Source organism: Micromonospora sp. NPDC049903, from assembly GCF_044460945.1.
Lineage (GTDB): Bacteria > Actinomycetota > Actinomycetes > Mycobacteriales > Micromonosporaceae > Micromonospora.
In genome coordinates this window covers 65,064-82,289 of record NZ_JBITKL010000014.1, presented here as the reverse complement: position 1 = coordinate 82,289, position 17,226 = coordinate 65,064, and the positions used below count along the sequence as shown (strand labels likewise).

Here is a 17,226-nt window from a genome sequence, read left to right as displayed (position 1 = left end):
GAGCCGCCCGGAAAACGCCCGGATCGACGCACCGAGCAGCCGAATTCATACAGATGTAGGAGGTCTGATGCACCGTCGCCTTTTGGTGTCGACAACTGTCGCAACAATGTGTGCCGTAACCCTGTTCGCGCCGTCCTCGTCAGCAGAGAACGTGAACGCGAACTGCGGCAATCTGCCCGGCAACCGATCCGCCTCCGGGTGGACCGACTACGCACAGCTCGGCAAGCAGCTCGCCCAGATCGAGGCGACCAGCAACGGCCGGGTCGCCGTGGACGTCATCGGCCAGTCCCACCGGGGCCGGGACATCTACACCGCCCGCGTCGGCACCGGTGACCGCGTACTGCTGATCACGAGCGAGATCCACGGCAACGAGAAGACCGGCACCGAGGCGCTGCTGCAGATGCTCAAGACCCTCGGGTCCAGCGGGAGCCCGCAGGCCAAGGCGATCCGGGACAACCTGACCATCGTCGCCGTTCCGAAGTTCAACCCCGACGGTGCGGAGCTGAACCGTCGGCAGAACGACTTCCCGTGGAACGAGGTGGTCGAGAAGTTCCCGCAGTTGGCCGGCACCAACGCGCCGTACTACTACAGCAACGGCGCGCAGGGCTTCGACGTCAACCGGGACTTCAGCGCGGACCTGACCGCCGAGCCCTCGCCCGCGACGCGGCCGTCCAACGAGACGCTGCCCGGCATGTACCTGACCAACGAGTCCCGGGCACTGCGTGACCTCTACGTCAACCTGCGCGACGAGTTCGGCAAGGTCCACGCCTACGTGGACCTGCACCACATGGGCCCGTGCAACGAGAACATCGGGACCGACCAGTACGTCACGGTGGCGCTGGACTTCCCGCCGCTCGGCTCGGAGGCCGCCGGCAACCCGAGGTACGCCGACTGGCCGCTGCTCGACCAGGACGCCTCCCGCCGGCACACGCTGGCCGCCGCGCTCGGCATGATGCAGCACGCGGGCAACGGCTCCGGCACCGGCTCGCCGTTCTTCGGTGGGGTCAGCCAGTACGTCCACTACCAGGTCGCGGACGGCTACAGCTTCGACCGTGACTACGCCGGGCAGGCCCGGTCGGCGTTCGCCCTCAACGGCAGCGCGAGCGTCCTGTTCGAGGTACGCGGCCAGTCCCACGCCTGGGGCCAGAAGCAGAAGGGTCAGCTGACCAAGGCTGTCGAGGCCGGCATCTTCGGCATCGCCGAGCGGATGGCGGACCGGTCGGTCGACAACCTGAACGGCGACGACTTCTACGAGCTGCCGAAGTACTGGTAGGCAGCACCACAGGTGACCGGGCGCATCCGGTCACCGAGCGGGCCCCCTTCCCCGGGCGGGAAGGGGGCCCGTCGTCGTGACGGTGGCCGGATCAGCCGATCGCGTACGCCCGGATGATCGTCACGTCGGTGTAGCCGCCGATGGTGTCGGTGACCCGCGCCCGCAACGAGACCGCGCCGGACGTCGGGTTGCCCACCTGGGCGGTCCACACGCCGTTGATCTTCTTGACCGGTACCGAACGCCAGGTCTTGCCGCCGTCGAAGGACGCCCTGGCGGTGACCGTCTTCACCTTCGGGTTCTTGCCCAGCTTGGCGTCCGGACCGGCCTTGGGGCGGCTCAGCTTCAACTGGACGTTCGTGCTGCCGCCGGCCTTGGCCCGGTTGTGCAGGTCGAGGCCGGTGGGCAGCATGGTCAGCGCGTAGACGGGCGCGGTCACCGAGCTGTTCGGCTTCGCCTTGAACCGGTACGTGACGCTGGTCTTCGGCGACAGCATCCCGGCCGGGAAGGTGATCTCCGGGTAGTAGCGGCTCGCGTCGTTGGTGAGCGTGTACCAACCACTCTTCTTGACCTTGTACTCAAGGCTGGTGAAGTACGGCTCCCAGCCCCTGTCCTTCTTGGTCTTGACCGTCTTGCCACCGAACTTCAGGGTCGCGGTCGCCTTGTCGCCGCCCTCGACGCTGCGGCGGGGGAAGCCGGGGTCGGCGAACATGTCGTTCAGCGAGTACGACAGCCAGCCGTTGGTGAGCTGCGGCAGCCAGGTCGACGGCCCCCAGGCGGACCGGAAGAACCGCAGCGTGTACGACTTGCCCGCGCTGACCGTACGGGGGGCGAAGTAGTGCCCGACGACCGGTGCCGTTCCGTCCTTGGCTTCGGTGTAGGCGTGTACCCCGACGTCCCACTTGCCGGCCGAGAGGCGGATCTTCGTCCGGTACGGCTGATCGGTGCTGACCAGGCCGGCGTACATGTCGCTGCCGCAGGAACGGTCGATCGGCTGCACCCCCAGGCTGCTGTAGTTCGCCGCCGACGGGCCGCGTCGGGTCTCCACGTCCACCGTGGCGAGCGAGGACTGCCTGAAGGTCCGGGTCGGAGTGCTCGGGACACTGGTCGTGGTGTACATGACCGCGTAGTGGGGGGACACTCCGCTGTGGTCGACCCAGGACCGCATCGCGGCGAAGGCCAGCCGTTTCGAGGAGTTCGGGACGACGTACAGCCCACCGCCGGGGTCCCACCCGTCGACCGAGTAGGTCGCGGACGCGGAGCGGGTGCAGATCTGCCCGTTGGTCAGGATCTCCCGCCCGGTCGTGTCGATCGCCGGGCTGAGGCCGAGCGAGACCCGCTTGCCCTTGCGAGCGTCCACGGTGGTCTTGCTGGCACCGGAGACCTTGACCGTGCGGGCGCCGAGGGTCGAGGTGTCCCCGGTGCTGATCGCCGCGAGCACCGCGTAGGTGCCCTTCGGCAGCTTCTTGGCCTTGTTGGACTTGACCGAACGGCGCTCGTTGGTGGCGAGGTTGACCACGGTCGTGGTGACGGTGACCTTCTTGCCGTTGCGGTCCAGCGTGGTAATGGTCAGCGTGTTGGTCGCCGCGACCGCAGGCGCGCCGGCACCGAGCAGCAGCGCCGGGACCAGTGCCGACGCGACGGCGGCCCGGGCCATGACGCGGGCACGCGAGGACGATCCGGGGCCGGAGGCGGCCCCGATGCGAGATGAGAACAATCCAGGAACTCCCGTGAGTGGAAGCCGATCCCGCAGTACGACAACGGCGGGAAAGCTGATGCTAGATGACATCCGCCGCCCGTACCGTCCCGTCCACAGTCGCGTCAGGGCAGGCCGATCAGGTCGGCCATCCGGCGCATCTGGTGGTCGAAGTACTCGTCCCGTGCGGTGATCAGGCCGTCGAGCTGGCCGAAGAGTTCGAAGCTGACGGCACCGAAGCAGTGGATCCAGCCGACGGAGCCCCGTGCCAGCAGGGTCTCGGGCAGTCCGGCGAAGAGGTGATCCCGCACGACGACGAGATCGGCGTGCACCGGGCCGGGCAGCTCGTCCGGGCCGGGATCGGCCAGGACTCCGGTGGTGAAGCCGTCGAGCAGGATCCGGATCAGGGTGGCCGGGGTCCGGGACGCCGCCACGGTGGTCTCCTGCGGTGCGGCGTACCCGGGGACCGGACTACCGAACAGCAGGGCGTACTCGGCCGGGTGGGCCAGCGCCCAGCGGCGTACCGCGTGAGACACGGCGAGCCACCGGCCGCGCAGGTCGCTGCGGGCGGTGACCTCGGCGTCGGCCGCCTCGGCCGCGTCACCGAGGGCCTGGTAGCCGTCCAGGATCAGCGCGGTGAGCAGCTCGTCCCGGCTCGGGAAGTAGCGGTAGATCGCCGAGGAGACCATTCCCATGTCCCGGGCGACGGCCCGTAGCGACAGGTTCGCCCCCTCCGCGGCGAGGTGGCGGCGGGCGATCGTCTTGATCTCGTTGATCATCTCGGCTCGGGCCCTGGCCCGGATGGCGGCGGCAGGCATACCGGAGAGTGTCGCACACATTCGAGAGCACCGCTCTTGACGAAGGGTGCCCTCATGCATGAGCATTGGTCTCAACAGAGAGCACTGCTCTCGACCGAGGGGAGACTTCGATGGCCGTTCACCTGATCGTCGGCGCCGGCATGGTCGGCTCGACCACCGCGCGACTGCTCGCCACGCGTGGTGAGCAGGTCCGGATCGTCAGCCGGTCCGGGCGGGGCCCGATCCACGCCCGCGTCGAGCGGATCGTCGCCGACGCCACCGACGCCGACCGGCTCAGCGAGCTCGCACAGGGAACGGCAGCCGTCTACAACTGCCTGAACCCGGCCTACCACCGCTGGCTCACCGACTGGCCGCCGATGGCCGACGCGCTGCTCACCGCCGCCGAGCGGTCCGGCGCGCCACTGGTGATCGCCGGCTGCCTCTACGGGTACGGCGAGGTCAGCGGGCCGATGACCGAGCAGACCCCGCTCGCCGCCACGCACCCCAAGCTGCGGATGCGCGCCGACATGTGGCGCGACGCCCTCGCCGCCCAGCGTTCCGGTCGCCTCCGCGCGGTCACCGAGGTACGCGCCAGCGACTACCTCCAGGCACAGTCGATCCTCACCCTCTTCCTCGGTCAGCCGCTGCTCGCCGGACGGCGCGCCGTCGTCCCCGCCCCGCTCGACGTACCGCACACCTGGACCTCGATCAACGACGTGGCGGCCATGCTGGTCACCGCCGCCACCGACGAGCGGGCCTGGAACCGTCCCTGGCATGTGCCGAGTGCGGCGCCGATGACGATCCGGCAGCTCGCCACCCGCTTCACCGAGCTGGCCGGAGTGCCCGCGCCGAAGCTCACCAGCGTTCCCGCGCCGGTCTTCCGGGCCGCCGGCCTGTTCGCCCCGATGCTGCGCGAGTTCCGGACCACGGCGTACCAGTTCACGCGGCCGTTCGTGCTCGACTCCTCGGCCGCCACCGCCGCGTTCGGCCTGCGCCCCCAGCCGATCGACGAGGGGCTGCGCGAGGCGATCGCGTTGCTGCGCGACGCACCGAGCAAGAGCGCCGCTGCCCCCCTCGCCGCTGCCTGACGACGACACCGCACCGGAGGTTCACCATGTCCAGTCTCACCATCGCACCCACCGTCGTCCTCGACAGCCGCAGCGTCCCCGGCCAGGTCGACAACCGCCTCGCGTACGCCGGCTTCGCCCTCGCCTACCTGCTCGGGCACGGTGCCGCCGCCGTGTCGTCCGGCAGCGACCCGCTGGTGGAACTACCCGGCTGGTTACCGATGGCCCTGCTCGCCACCGGCCTGGTGGGCGGCTCGATCGCCGCCACCGTGGCCGCCACCCGGGCCCAGCGAGGCGTCGCCGGTCCCGAGGCCCTCACCGGCAGGCTGCTCGGTTCCGCCTGGGTCGTCGGTTTCACCGCGCTGTTCCTCGCCATCACCGGTCTGACCAGTGCCTTCGACCGGCCCGAGTTGCAGACCGTCCTCTGGCCCACCGGCTCGGCGTTCGTGGTCGGGCTGATCTACCTGGCAGAGGGGGCCGCCCGCCGTAACCTGCTGCACTATCTGCTCGGGAGCTGGCTCGCGTTGGTGGGCACGGCGGCGCTCTTCCTCGGCACACCGGGCCCGTTCTGGGTCCTCGCCGTCGCCGGTGGTGGTGCGTACGTGCTCGCCACCGTCCTGGAGGGCCGTCGACTCGCCGCGCACCGATAGATCCACCCGCACACGGGAAACGGTGGTCCGAGGACCACCGTTTCCCGTTGCCGCCGTCGCCACCCGGCTCCGGTCGAGGCTCAGGAGACGGGCAGCCTCTGCCGGGTCTCCGCCTCGTGGTCGGCGCGCCTGCGGGCCCGGACGCTCTCGGTCTTGAGTCGCAGGGCGGGACGTTCCACCAGGTGCCAGGAGGGTACGGCGAACACCAGGGTGCCGAGCAGGCTCAGCACGATGTAGCCGAACATCCCGAACTCGGCGCCACCCACCAGGGCGAGGACCTGCTGCACCGGGAAGCCGTAGATGTAGAGGCCGTAGGTGTAGTCGTGCCGTCGGCTGATCCTGGACAGTCGCTTCGGCAGCGCCACTGCGGCGTACAGCACCAGGTAGGCGAAGGCCGGCAGGCCGACCGCGAAGAAGCCCCCCTTGAGCATCGAGCCGGTCAGCACGACACCGGCCACCAGCGCCCACACGCCGGTGACCGGGATGCGGTGCGCGTACAGACGTGCGGCCGTACCGAGCAGGAAGAGGAAGCCGAGCATCAGCGTCCAGTCGGCGGCGAAGGCACCGAGCAGCGGGAACGGCCCGATCGCGCCGTGCTGCGGCGGCCGTGAGGTGATGGTCGGTCCGTTGAGGAAGTCCCACAGGACCAGCGCGTAGCAGACGACCGTCAACAGCAGGACGGCACGCGGCGACCGGCGCAGCACCGCGGTCATCATCAGCAGGGCCACCACGCCGTAGAAGGCCAGGTCGTACCGGAGGGTCCAGAGCGAGCCGTCGAACGCGCTCGGACCTCCGCCGAGCCGCCCATACGGGGTGTCGGCCAGCAGGCCGGAGATCGGAAACTGCTCCATCGAGGCGAGAATGTTCGTGGTGACGTAGTCGAACGGGCCCTCCGGGTGTCCCCAGAAGCCGTCGAGGTTGCCGTTCTCGTAGAGGGCCACCAGCGGCGCGATGACGAAGGCCGTGACCAGCAGGCAGACCCACAGGCCGGGAAACACCCGCAGCAGGCGGGCGCGGATGTACTGCGACAGGGACGAGCGCAGCGCGCTGTCGGTGACGAGGAACCCGGAGATCAGGAAGAAGCCGTAGAGGGAGATCGTGCCGATGTCGCTCTGGCCCGCGAAGAGGCCCGTCCCGAGATTGCCCACCCCGAATCCGATCGGCCCGGCATGGGCGATGATCACGCCGCACGCCATCGCCAGGCGCAGCGCGCCGAACGCGTTGTGCCGGGCCGAGTATCTGTCTTGCAGCGTCGGCGAGCGCCCTTCGTTGAACCACGCCTGCACGTGACGACTCCTTTGCGGATCAGATCCGAACGGAGGTCGAGTCGTCGTGCCGACCGCCGCATGTGACACATGCAGTATCGACATCTTTACGGCTTTCATCATGGTTTTAGCGATTTGTCCACTCTGCACGGGATGGCCAGGCGGCGGCGGACCTCACAACGGCCGCCAGCGGCGGCCGTGGCCGACTCGCACCACGACCGCCGCTGGGCAGATGTCCGAGCAGACCGTCGACCACCGTCCACAGTGCACCGACCCGGCCGATGAACCGGCGCAGGCGCGGGTCACCTCTTGGGCGGAGCCCGAACGCGGCGTGGCGACCTCTGCGGCGCGTACCCGGATGCTGTCCGGAATCGGCCGGCTCGTGTCGTCTCCTCGGATCACGAGGAGACGGCGAGATCGGAGGGTCGTCCTGTTGCACCCGGCCGGGTGCCGACCAGGTTCAGGACCGCCCGCGACGTTCGACTTCTCGTACGCGGGCCAGCATCACACCGCCGATACGGACAAGTAGTGCGAAACGCCCCAAGTAACCCGGAAGGCTGAATCCGCTGTGCCGTCTCACGACAGGTGCCGCGCGGTGTGCCGGAGCAGGAAGTCGTCAAGTCGGGGCGCGAGACGGCGCGCGTACGTGGCGGTCAGATGGTGCGCGTCCCGATAGACGAGCACCCCGTCGATCACCGCGGCACAGCGCTCGCCCGGACAGATCGCGTCGTTGAGGTCGGCCAGATGCACCTGCGCCACGGTGGCCGCCGCCCGCTCCTGCGGTACGCCCCAGACGAGCGCGGGCTGGCGCGGCTGGGCGCAGGCGCTGAGCCGTTCCCGGTTGGCGGAGACGCACTCGGCCATGTCCACCCGGAACGCCGGAGTGGCTCGGATGACCACCAGCGGCACCCCCGCCCCGGTCAACTCGGACCAGGTCCGGGCGAGCGCCTCTGTCTGCGCGTCGGCCGTCGAGGGCCCGGGTGCCGGAGTGGCGCCACCCACCAGCGGGATCTGGGTCACGCTGGAGGCGATCAGCAGCCGGGGTCGTCGCTCGCCGGTGAGCGCCGTCCGCAGTTCGCGGTTCCATTCCGTACAGCTCTCGTCGACCCGCCCGCCGACGACCGTCGGGGCGGTCATGAGCGAACAGGCGGTCTTGATGTAGGTGACCAGCCGCCAGCCACGTTCCGTCGCGACCTGCTGCAACGCCGGCACCCAGTGCGCCGCGTGCGAGTCGCCGGCCAGCGCGACCTCCACCGGCGAGTCACGGTCGCCGTAGACGCACGTGCGCAGACTCGACTCCTGCGCCTGCGTGATGCAGTCGTCCCGATAGACGTCGGGCAGGTCGTCGCGGGCGTGGAGCGGGTCGGGCGTGATCCGGGCGAAGCGGTCCACCAGCGCCGGATCGCCGCCGGGCGACGCCGGACCGGCACCGGCGAGCTGCGTGGGGCCCGGTGCGGCCGATGGCCGCACCGCGAGGCTCAGGCCGACACCGGCCAGGACGGTCAGGCTGGTGGCGACCAGTCCCATCCGCAGGGTGCGGGCCGGGGAGAACTGCGCGTACCGGAACGGGTTCTCCACCAGGTAGTGGGTCAGCACCGCCGGGACCGCAGAGCAGAGGATCATCGCCAGGCCGGCAGTGGTCCCCAACGGGCCCCAGCGCGCCTCGGCGACGACCAGCAACGGCCAGTGCCAGAGATACCAGGAGTACGAGACGACCCCTACCGCACGCATCGACCGCCTCTCCAGCAGCAGCGCGGGCCCGTACCGTCCGGCCCCGGGACCGGCCGCGATGATCGCCACCGCGCCGAGGGTGGGCAGCAGCGCGAGGTGTCCCGGATAGGCCGCATCCGGCCCGATCAGCACCGCGCCGATGGCGATCATGGCCATGCCTGCCCAGCCGAGCGTGACCGCGGCCGGTCGGGGCAGCCGGGAGAGATGGCCGCTCAGGATCGCCAGCGCACCGCCCAGCGCCAGTTCCCACATCCGGGTGGTGGTGACGAGGTACGCCCGCGCGGGCTCGCTCTGGCTCAGGTGCACCGACCAGGCCAGCGACGGTACGCCGACCAGGGCGATCGCGACGAGCACCGGCGCGGACGCCCGGTCGACGAAGAACCGTCGGCGGTGCCGACCACGGACGTCCACCGGCGATCGCGCCTCGACCGACTGCGCCCGTCGGCGACCGAGCGCCACGGCGGTCAGCAGGAGCAGCGGCCAGACCAGATAGAACTGCTCCTCGACGGCGAGCGACCAGAAGTGCTGGAGGATGCTCGGCGCCTCCTCCGACCGCAGGTAGTCGGTCGACTGCTCGACCAGCCGCCAGTTCATCGCGTAGACCGCGCTGGCCAGGGCGTCCCGGGCGGTCTCGGACCACCGGATCGGCGGCAGGAAGAGGTACGTGAGCAGCATGCTCGCCACGACGACGACGCTGGCGGCGGGCAACAGTCGCTTGGCGCGCCGGACGTAGAACGCGGTGATGGAGATTCGGCCGGTCCGGCGCATCTCGTCGACGAGCAGACCGGTGATCAGGAAGCCGGAGATCACGAAGAAGACGTCGACGGCGACGAAGAATCCCGGCAGCGCTGCCACGCCGGCATGCCCGACCAGCACCAGCACGAGCGCGAGACCACGCAGTCCTTCGACGTCATCGCGGAACCGGCCCGTCAGGATCGTCCCGGCTCGTTCCTCTGTCCGTGTCATCTCCACCCCTCTCGGGGCGGAGCATAGAGGCAATAAAGAAGCTTTTGACCGTTTTCGGGCACCCCTTCGGACCCACATGCCCCACCAGTGGTGTCGCGTGGTGTCATGTGGTGTCAATTAGGCTTGGCTTGACACCACTCTGGCACTATGGTGGTGTCATGAACCTGGAGCGATACGTCACGGAGCTGCGCGCACAGCTCGCGGCAACGGCGGAGACCGGCGATCCCGAGACACGAGCCGTTGCCGAACGGCTCAGTCTCACGCTCGACGCCGCGACCCGGTTGATGGTGCTCGAAGTGCTCAGCGACGCGGCGAGCGAGATCACCAGGGAGATCGCACCGGGCTCGGTCGACGTGGTGTTCCGGGGCCGCGATCCGCACCTGGTCGTGACTCCTCCGCCCGGCTCGGCGGAGGAGCACACTCCGGCCCCGGAGGATCCGCCCGCTCCCACGCCGGAGCCGCTCGACGACACCGTCACGTCCCGCACCACGCTCCGACTGCCCGACCGGCTGAAGGCCCGCGTCGAGCAGGCCGCGGCCGAGGAAGGGCTCTCGGTCAACTCCTGGCTCGTCCGGGCGATCGGCACCGCGCTCGAACCGAAGACCCGCCGTGCCGCGAAACGCGACACGCGAGGCGGCTCACGCTTTACCGGTTGGGCCCGCTAAGCCCCGCCGCACCCACTCTTCCTGTCGTCCCGCCGCCGGCGGGACCGATCCGGCGCGCCCTGTGGAGGTAGCACCATGCCCACCTACGACACCACCGGCCCGATCGACCTGGACGCCAAACTCGGCGTCGGTCTGGTCGAACTGATCGCCTCGGACCGCGACGACGTCACCGTCGAGGTCGTACCCAGCCGGCCCGGCCGGTCCGGCGACGTCTCGCTGGCCCGGGACGCCACGGTCTCGTTCGACGGTGGCCGGCTCCGGATCACCGTGCCGCGCCGGCTCAACCTCTTCGGCCAGAGCGACTCGGTGGACGTCCGGTGCGAGCTGCCCACCGGATCACGGGTGGCGATCGAGAACGCCTACGGATCGGTGAACCTGCGCGGCAGGTTCGGCGACTCCCGCGTCGTCGCGAAGTACGGCAACGTCAACGCCGACACCGTCGACGACCTCGTGCTCGAATCCCCGCACGGCACCATCGACGTCGCCCAGGTCACCGGCCGACTCGACGGCACGGTCGGCCACGGACTGGTGAACGTCCGGCGAGTCGGGGGCGAGGTCCGGCTGCGCGGCTCGCACGGCCCGATCGAGCTCGGCACCACCGGCGGATCGGTCACCGTGGCCACCTCCGGTGCGCTGACCATCGGCCGTGCCCTCGGCGACGTGACCGCGCGCAGCGCCCACGGCCCGGTCCGGATCCGCGAGGTGAGCGGCGGAAGCATCCGGATCGAGAACGGACACGCGGACGTGGAGGTCGGCGTACCGGCCGGGCTGGCCGCCTGGATCGACGCCTTCTCCGCGCACGGCCGCGTACGCAACGAACTCACCCCTGACGCCGACGCCGCGAACACCGGACGGCACGTGGAGCTGCGCCTGCGTGCCGACTATGCCGACGTCGTCATCCGCCGCGCCACCGACTTACCGGAACGGGAGGCCACCGCATGAGCAGCAGCGCCATCACCGCCGTCGGGCTTCGTAAGACCTACGGCGACCGGACCGTCCTGGACGGCATCGACCTCACCGTCGCGGCCGGCACCGTGTTCGCCCTGCTGGGTCCGAACGGCGCCGGCAAGACCACCACCGTGCACGTCCTCTCGACCCTCGTCGCCCCGGACGCCGGGACGGTCACCGTCGCCGGACACGACCTGGCACGCGACCCCGACGGCGTACGCGCGGCGATCGGGCTGACCGGCCAGTTCGCTGCCGTGGACGGGCTGCTGACCGGGGAGGAGAACCTGCGGCTGATGGCGAGGCTGCGGCATCTGGGCGCTCGCGCCGGCCGCCGTCGCGTGGACGAACTGCTGGCCCGGTTCGATCTCGTCGAGGCCGCCCGGAAGCCTCTGCACACCTACTCCGGAGGCATGAAGCGACGGCTGGACCTGGCGATGACCCTGGTCGGCAGCCCGAAGGTGATCTTCCTCGACGAGCCGACGACCGGGCTCGACCCGCGCAGCCGACAGACCATGTGGGAGATCGTCCGTGAACTGCTCGCCGACGGGGTGACCATCCTGCTCACCACCCAGTACCTCGAAGAGGCCGACCGGGTCGCCGATCGGGTCGCCGTCCTGCACGGCGGCCGGATGGTCGGCGAGGGCTCTCCGGCCGAGCTCAAGTCCCGCGTCGGCACCGAGGTCCTCGTGGTGCACGGCCCGGACGGCAAGGTCGTCCACGAGATCCCTACCGACGGCACTGCCGACGGTCTCCGCCGGGCTCTGGCCGACATCGACGACGTCCACTCCGCGAACGTCAGCGTGCGCGCCCCCAGCCTCGACGACGTGTTCTTCGCACTCACCACGACTCCGGCCGCCTCGAACAGGGAGCACCGATGAGCACCAGGACCACCGTCGCCGACGCGGTGACCATGCTCCACCGCAACCTGCTGCACATGATCCGCTATCCCGGGCTCACCGGGTTCGTCATCGGCATCCCGGTCGTCCTGCTGCTGTTGTTCGTCTACGTCCTCGGCAACACCCTCGGCGCCGGCCTACCGGCTGGCGGGACCGGCGGCGCGACCCGGACCTACCTCGCCTACGTCGTACCCGGCATCCTGCTCATCGGGGTCGCCGGCATCGCCTCCGGGGCCTCCATCGGCATCGCCCAGGACATGACCGAAGGCATCGTCGCCCGGTTCCGGTCCATGGCGATCTCGCGCGCCGCCGTACTCACCGGACACGTGCTCGGCAACACCGTGCAGGGCGTCCTCTGCCTCGCCGTGGTCCTCGGCGTCGCCGTGCTGATGGGTCTGCGTCCGGCCGCCGGTCTCCTGGACTGGCTCGTCCTCACCGCGTTCCTCGGCCTGGTCTGTTTCGCGGTCTCCTGGGTGGCCGTCGCCATGGGGATGAGCGCGAGCACGGTGGAGACCGCGAGCAACACTCCGATGGTCTTCACCCTGCTGCCCTTCCTCGGCAGCGGCTTCGTCCCCACCGACTCGATGCCGGCGGGGGTGCGGTGGTTCGCCGACTGGCAGCCGTTCACGGCCTTCATCGAGACCACTCGTGCACTGCTCGCCGGGGCGGACCCGGGGCGGCACGTCTGGCTGGCCCTCGCCTGGTGTGCCGTCATGATCGTCGTCGGCTACGCCTGGGCCCGCACCCTCTACGTGCGCAAGTCCGTCCGCTGACCCGACCGGGTCACCCGGGGAATCGGAACGCATGCCGTCCGGGCATGCGTTCCGGTCGTGGTAGGCGAATCGAGGGCGGCAGGCTCACCGGCGTTCGGTGACGACCTCCTTGGAGCCCGGCACCACGTTGCGGGTGGCGCGCAGGCTGGTGATCGTCACGACCGTCAGCACCAAGATGATGACCAGCAACGACGCCAGAGTCGGGATCTCCGGCACGCCCTCCCAGATGCCGTGCGCCCAGTGCAGGCCGAGCTTGACACCGATGAACGCCAGGATGATCGCCAGGCCGTAGCTGAGGTGGACCAGGCGGCTGAGCGCGGCGTGCAGCACGAAGTAGAGCGCCCGCAGACCCAGCAGCGCGAAGGCGTTCGTGGCGAAGACCAGATAGGGATCCTCGGTGATGCCGTACACCGCCGGCACCGAGTCCACCGCGAAGACCGCATCGGCGGCGAAGACCGCCACCACCACCAGCGCCAACGGCGTGAGAGCGCGGCGGCCGTCGACCCGCACGACCATCTTGGTGCCGTGGTACTCGTGCACCACCGGCATGAACCGGCGCAGCAGCCGCACCGAACGCATGTTGCCGATGTCCACCGACTGCTCGTGCCCGGTGAACGCGTCCCGCAGCAACTTCGCGGCCGTGAACAACAGGATCAACGCGAAGATCAGGAACGCGAAGTCCAACGTCTGCAACGCCGCCGCACCCAACGCGATGAAGATACTTCGCAGCACCAGCGCCCCGGCGATGCCGAACAGCAGCACCCGCTGGGCCAGCTCCGTCGGCACCGCGAACGCCGCCAACAGCAGCATGAACACGAAGAGGTTGTCCACCGACAGCGACTTCTCGACCAGATAGCCGGTGAGGTAGTGGACGCCCGGCTCGGAGCCGAACTCGGACCAGACCCAGGCACCGAAGGTCAGCGGCAGTGCGATGTAGAAGGCCGACCAGCCCAACGCTTCCTTCAGCGACACCCGGTGCGGGCGATGCGTCACCGCGAAGTCGAGCACCAGCAGGGCCAGCACCCCGACGATGGTCACCGTCCAGAGCAACGGCGTGCCTACGGAGTGAAGTTCACCGGCGGAGTAAGACAATTCGGGCATGGGCCTTCCTCGAACACCGTGTCATGTTCGAGGTCTCCTTCACCCACCGTTCGTGGGCAACCACCCGAGGCACACCCGGGGTGCGCCGTACTGACCGGTATGGTTCGTGGGAAGTACTCCCCTCGTACCGCCAAGGTTAGGACAGGCCGACCCCGGCCGCCAGGCGTCGGCGCGCGGCGCGTCGGCATGACGGCACCCCGCCCGCTCCACACGAGGTGAGCGACACCGGCCGGGGCGCGACCGTGGTGGAGATCACCGAGGGCGTCGCGGCACGTCACCGACAGCGATCGTGGTGTACGGAGCGGACACACCCACCGTCGAGGCCGCACGCCCGGCTGCCATCGGTATGGCCTGGGCCACGCCGGGCGGATTGTCGGCGTACCCGGCATGCGTGCCGGGTAGCTACGGAACTTTGCACCGACCAGCGCCACCTGCGGAGGTGATCGGATGACCGGGACGTTGCAGCAGCTCGTCGACCGCAACGACCTCGAGATGATCCGTGGGTGGTTGGACAGCAGACCGCCGTACGAGATCGCCGACGAACTCGCCCGACTCGACGCGGTCGCCGCCGGGGTGCCGTTCCGGCTGCTCGACAAGGACCCGGCACTCGCCGTCTTCGAGGAACTGGACCCGGTGGACCAGCAGCGCATCCTGGTGGGGCTGCGCGACCAGGCGTTCCACGAGTTGGTCGAGGAGATGGACCCGGACGACCGGGCCCGCATGCTCACCGAGGCGCCGGCCAAGGTCGCCCGGCGCGTCCTGGCCGGGCTCTCGCCGCGCGAGCGACAGATGACCGCCGAGCTGCTCGGCTATCCGCCCGGCTCGGTCGGGCAGATCATGACGCCGGAGGCGGTCGCGCTGCCCCGGCAGGTGACTGCCGCCCAGGCGCTCGACGTGGTGCGGCGCAAGGGCGCCGAGGCCGAGACCGTGTACGTGTTGCCGGTGGTCGACCCGGGCCGCCGCCTGGTCGGCGTGGTGGAGTTGCGCGACCTGGTGCTGAGCGCCGCCGACGTGCCGGTGGCCGATCTGGTCGACACCCACGTCTTCCGGGCCCGCGCCACCGACCCGGCCGAGGAGGCCGCCCGCCTGATGCGGGAGACGAACACCATCGCCCTGCCGGTAGTGGACAGTGAGGACCGACTCGTCGGCCTGCTCACCATCGACGACGCGATGGAGATCATCGAGGCGGCGGACACCGAGGACGTGGCCCGTCAGGCCGGTACCGCGCCCTGGCCCGGTCACTACATGGCGGTGAGCGTCTGGCGGTTGGCCCGCTCCCGGGCACCCTGGTTGCTGCTGCTCATCGTCGCCTCGGTGCTCACCGTCAACGTGCTCCAGGCGTTCGAGGCCACGCTGTCGCAGGTGACCGCGCTGGCCCTGTTCATCCCGCTGCTCGTGGGCACCGGCGGGAACGCGGGTGCACAGGCCACCACCTCCGCCGTACGCGCTCTCGCGCTGGGCGAGTTGCGCGGCTCGGACCTGCCGGCGGTGATCTGGCGGGAGTCCCGGGTCGGTCTGCTGCTCGGCGCGCTGCTGGCAGCGGTCGGCCTGGTCGTCGGCGTGGTCGTGGTCGGCGGTGAGATCGCCCTGGTCGTCGGCGTCTCGCTGGTGATCATCTGCGCCTGGGCCGCCACCGTCGGCGCCACCATGCCGGTGCTGGCCAAACGGCTCCGTATCGACCCGGCGGTCGTCTCCGCGCCGATGGTGACCACGCTCGTCGACGCCACCGGGCTGATCATCTATTTCGGCGTCGCGCACGTCGTGCTGACGTTCTGACCTGACCCTGATCGCGCCGGCAGCCGTGCACCCGACGGGCCGGTCGTAGGCCCGTCGGGTGCGTGGTGGTGGCTCAGCGTTGCAGGGTGAGCAGTCCGGGGCGGTAGGGCAGGAGGCCGTAGTCGCCGCCGGAGTTGGGTGAACGGCCCTGGTACAGGAACTGGAGGTTGCAGGCGTTCACGGTCATGGTCTGGTCGGCGTTGGTGCGCAGCAGCTCACCGTGGCTGATGTCGTTGGTCCAGGTGGCGCCGCTGTTGGCCTTACCCGCGAACGGGTTGCTCTCGGTGGCCGCCTGCGGGGTCCAGGTGCCGCCCAGGCTGGTGGCGGTGAAGGAGCGGAAGTAGCGTCCCTGGGAGCCGATGGCCTCGACGAGCATGAGGTACCGGTTCTCGCCTTCGAGCTTGTAGACCTGCACGCCTTCGAACAGGTTGTTGGTGGTGTCGGTCATGATCGTGGTGTAGTTGGAGCCGAAGCTGCCGGGGAAGTTCCCGATCGGCATGCTGGCCCGGTAGATGCGGCCGTTGTCCCCGGCGAAGAAGAGGTACATGTTCTGGCTGTCGCCGATGAGTGCCTGGTCGATCGGCCCGGTCCCGGAGTTGGAGATGGATCCGGTGAACAACGTCTGCGCCGGTCCCCAGCTGTTCACGTTCGTCGGGTTGGTGGACGTGCGGTAGGAGAACGCGGGGCCGCCCCACTGGTAGGCCAGGACCCAGACGTTGCGGGGTGCGAAGTAGAACAGTGACGGGGCGACGGCGGAGAACGGCATGGCGTTCTGGCTGGCCGAGCCCATCTGGTTCCAGTTGGAGAACAGGCCGAAGTTCATCGACCCCCAACTGGTGCCGGTGTCGTGCGTGGTGGCGTAGACGAGCTGCTGACCGTTGTACGGGGCGTGGGTGAAGTCCTTCAACGACACCCAACCCGACCGCGGCTGCGCCAACGCACCCGTCGACGACCACCGGTACGACGACGGCAGCGAGCAGTTACCCGACGGCGGCGGAGTGGTCGGGGGCGGGGTGGTCGGCGGCGGCGTGGTGGGCGGCGGGGTCGTCGGCGTGGTGCCGCCGTTGCAGGCCACGCCGTTGAGGGCGAAGTTGGTCGGCGCCGGGTTGCTGCTCGTCCAGGAACCGTTGAACCCGAAGGACACCGAGCCGTTGGTCGGGATCGCGCCGTTGTAGCTCACGTTCCTCGCGGTCACCGCCGTGCCGCTCTGCGTCAACGTGGTGTTCCAGGACTGCGTCACCGTCTGCCCGGCGCCGAAAGACCAGGTCAACGTCCAGCTGCTCAACGGATCGCCGAGATTCGTGATCGACACGTTGGCGCCGAATCCACCCTGCCACTGCGACGCCACGGCGTACGTGACCGAACAACCTGCCGCTGCGGCGCCGGCCGGCGGTGCGACGACGGCCACCGCCGATGTCGCCAGCATCGCTACGCCGGCCGACACCAGACTGGCATTGACCATTCTGGATCTAGCCATAAAGCATCCTTCCCAGCACGGAATCGACCAGCGCATTCGCGAAGGTCATTGTTAGGTGAGCGTTAACATACGTGTCAGGCATGCTACGGGAGCGCTCCCAACCCCTCAACCTTTGACGCTGGTGGATGCGATTTAGGTTTTTGCGCCC

General features: G+C 69.7%; 14 protein-coding genes. 8 read left to right on the top strand and 6 right to left on the bottom strand.

Annotation, left to right across the window (positions count from 1 at the left end; translation table 11 throughout):
- The first annotated feature begins 151 nt into the window (after positions 1-151).
- Complete coding sequence (locus tag ACIBO1_RS21005) at positions 152-1,273, top strand: M14 family zinc carboxypeptidase (protein WP_396748986.1); 1,122 nt, start codon at positions 152-154, stop codon at positions 1,271-1,273.
- Positions 1,274-1,364: 91 nt separating this feature from the next.
- Here ACIBO1_RS21005 and ACIBO1_RS21000 read toward each other — a convergent pair whose 3' ends face one another.
- Positions 1,365-2,927 (bottom strand): hypothetical protein, encoded by a 1,563-nt coding sequence (locus tag ACIBO1_RS21000; protein ID WP_396748984.1) that lies wholly within the window; start codon positions 2,925-2,927, stop codon positions 1,365-1,367.
- Between the two features lie 164 nt (positions 2,928-3,091).
- Complete coding sequence (locus tag ACIBO1_RS20995) at positions 3,092-3,784, bottom strand: TetR/AcrR family transcriptional regulator (RefSeq protein ID WP_396748982.1); 693 nt, start codon at positions 3,782-3,784, stop codon at positions 3,092-3,094.
- A gap of 110 nt (positions 3,785-3,894) precedes the next feature.
- Between ACIBO1_RS20995 and ACIBO1_RS20990 the strand changes: the two genes are divergently transcribed.
- A complete protein-coding gene (locus ACIBO1_RS20990) occupies positions 3,895-4,851 on the top strand; it encodes an NAD-dependent epimerase/dehydratase family protein (protein ID WP_396748979.1) in 957 nt (318 codons plus the stop codon).
- A gap of 26 nt (positions 4,852-4,877) precedes the next feature.
- On the top strand, positions 4,878-5,480 hold the full coding sequence (locus ACIBO1_RS20985) for an ABC transporter permease (protein ID WP_396748977.1): 603 nt from the start codon (positions 4,878-4,880) through the stop codon (positions 5,478-5,480).
- An 80-nt stretch (positions 5,481-5,560) separates the two neighbouring features.
- Here the strand turns inward: ACIBO1_RS20985 and ACIBO1_RS20980 are convergent, their stop codons facing one another.
- Positions 5,561-6,766 carry an acyltransferase family protein gene (locus ACIBO1_RS20980; protein ID WP_396748974.1) on the bottom strand — a complete coding sequence of 402 codons (1,206 nt, stop codon included), beginning with the start codon at positions 6,764-6,766 and terminating at the stop codon, positions 5,561-5,563.
- A 555-nt stretch (positions 6,767-7,321) separates the two neighbouring features.
- Positions 7,322-9,442, bottom strand: coding sequence for an acyltransferase family protein (locus ACIBO1_RS20975; RefSeq protein WP_396748971.1), 2,121 nt, complete (start codon positions 9,440-9,442; stop codon positions 7,322-7,324).
- 158 nt (positions 9,443-9,600) lie between these two features.
- On the opposite strand from ACIBO1_RS20975, the gene ACIBO1_RS20970 reads away from it, so the two are divergent.
- From ACIBO1_RS20970 to ACIBO1_RS20955, 4 genes are all read left to right on the top strand, one after another.
- A complete protein-coding gene (locus ACIBO1_RS20970; RefSeq protein WP_396748969.1) occupies positions 9,601-10,107 on the top strand; it encodes a toxin-antitoxin system HicB family antitoxin in 507 nt (168 codons plus the stop codon).
- Positions 10,108-10,182: 75 nt separating this feature from the next.
- A complete protein-coding gene (locus ACIBO1_RS20965) occupies positions 10,183-11,049 on the top strand; it encodes a DUF4097 family beta strand repeat-containing protein (RefSeq protein ID WP_396748967.1) in 867 nt (288 codons plus the stop codon).
- The gene (locus tag ACIBO1_RS20960; protein ID WP_396748964.1) at positions 11,046-11,933 is read left to right on the top strand and encodes an ABC transporter ATP-binding protein; all 888 of its coding nucleotides are present in this window, start codon (positions 11,046-11,048) and stop codon (positions 11,931-11,933) included. Before ACIBO1_RS20965 ends, ACIBO1_RS20960 begins: the two co-directional genes overlap by 4 nt.
- Entirely contained in the window at positions 11,930-12,724 is a 795-nt protein-coding gene (locus tag ACIBO1_RS20955) for an ABC transporter permease (protein ID WP_396748962.1), read from the top strand. The genes ACIBO1_RS20960 and ACIBO1_RS20955 overlap by 4 nt, the downstream gene beginning before the upstream one ends.
- Before the next feature lie 84 nt (positions 12,725-12,808).
- Here ACIBO1_RS20955 and ACIBO1_RS20950 read toward each other — a convergent pair whose 3' ends face one another.
- A complete protein-coding gene (locus ACIBO1_RS20950; protein ID WP_396748960.1) occupies positions 12,809-13,825 on the bottom strand; it encodes a TerC/Alx family metal homeostasis membrane protein in 1,017 nt (338 codons plus the stop codon).
- 447 nt (positions 13,826-14,272) lie between these two features.
- Here ACIBO1_RS20950 and mgtE point away from each other — a divergent pair, with 447 nt between their 5' ends.
- Positions 14,273-15,601 carry a magnesium transporter gene (gene mgtE, locus ACIBO1_RS20945; RefSeq protein ID WP_396748958.1) on the top strand — a complete coding sequence of 443 codons (1,329 nt, stop codon included), beginning with the start codon at positions 14,273-14,275 and terminating at the stop codon, positions 15,599-15,601.
- Positions 15,602-15,674: 73 nt separating this feature from the next.
- On the opposite strand, the gene ACIBO1_RS20940 is transcribed toward mgtE, so the two are convergent.
- Positions 15,675-17,078, bottom strand: a complete 1,404-nt coding sequence (locus ACIBO1_RS20940; RefSeq protein WP_396748956.1) for a non-reducing end alpha-L-arabinofuranosidase family hydrolase — start codon at positions 17,076-17,078, stop codon at positions 15,675-15,677.
- Positions 17,079-17,226: the final 148 nt, after the last annotated feature.

Coding starts and splice junctions, on each gene's coding strand:
- ACIBO1_RS21000 (WP_396748984.1), bottom strand. CDS start 2,927: ATGGCCCGGGCCGCCGTCGCGTCGGCACTGGTCCCGGCGCTGCTGCTC.
- ACIBO1_RS20995 (WP_396748982.1), bottom strand. CDS start 3,784: ATGCCTGCCGCCGCCATCCGGGCCAGGGCCCGAGCCGAGATGATCAAC.
- ACIBO1_RS20990 (WP_396748979.1), top strand. CDS start 3,895: ATGGCCGTTCACCTGATCGTCGGCGCCGGCATGGTCGGCTCGACCACC.
- ACIBO1_RS20985 (WP_396748977.1), top strand. CDS start 4,878: ATGTCCAGTCTCACCATCGCACCCACCGTCGTCCTCGACAGCCGCAGC.
- ACIBO1_RS20975 (WP_396748971.1), bottom strand. CDS start 9,442: ATGACACGGACAGAGGAACGAGCCGGGACGATCCTGACGGGCCGGTTC.
- ACIBO1_RS20970 (WP_396748969.1), top strand. CDS start 9,601: ATGAACCTGGAGCGATACGTCACGGAGCTGCGCGCACAGCTCGCGGCA.
- ACIBO1_RS20965 (WP_396748967.1), top strand. CDS start 10,183: ATGCCCACCTACGACACCACCGGCCCGATCGACCTGGACGCCAAACTC.
- ACIBO1_RS20960 (WP_396748964.1), top strand. CDS start 11,046: ATGAGCAGCAGCGCCATCACCGCCGTCGGGCTTCGTAAGACCTACGGC.
- ACIBO1_RS20955 (WP_396748962.1), top strand. CDS start 11,930: ATGAGCACCAGGACCACCGTCGCCGACGCGGTGACCATGCTCCACCGC.
- ACIBO1_RS20950 (WP_396748960.1), bottom strand. CDS start 13,825: ATGCCCGAATTGTCTTACTCCGCCGGTGAACTTCACTCCGTAGGCACG.
- mgtE (WP_396748958.1), top strand. CDS start 14,273: ATGACCGGGACGTTGCAGCAGCTCGTCGACCGCAACGACCTCGAGATG.
- ACIBO1_RS20940 (WP_396748956.1), bottom strand. CDS start 17,078: ATGGCTAGATCCAGAATGGTCAATGCCAGTCTGGTGTCGGCCGGCGTA.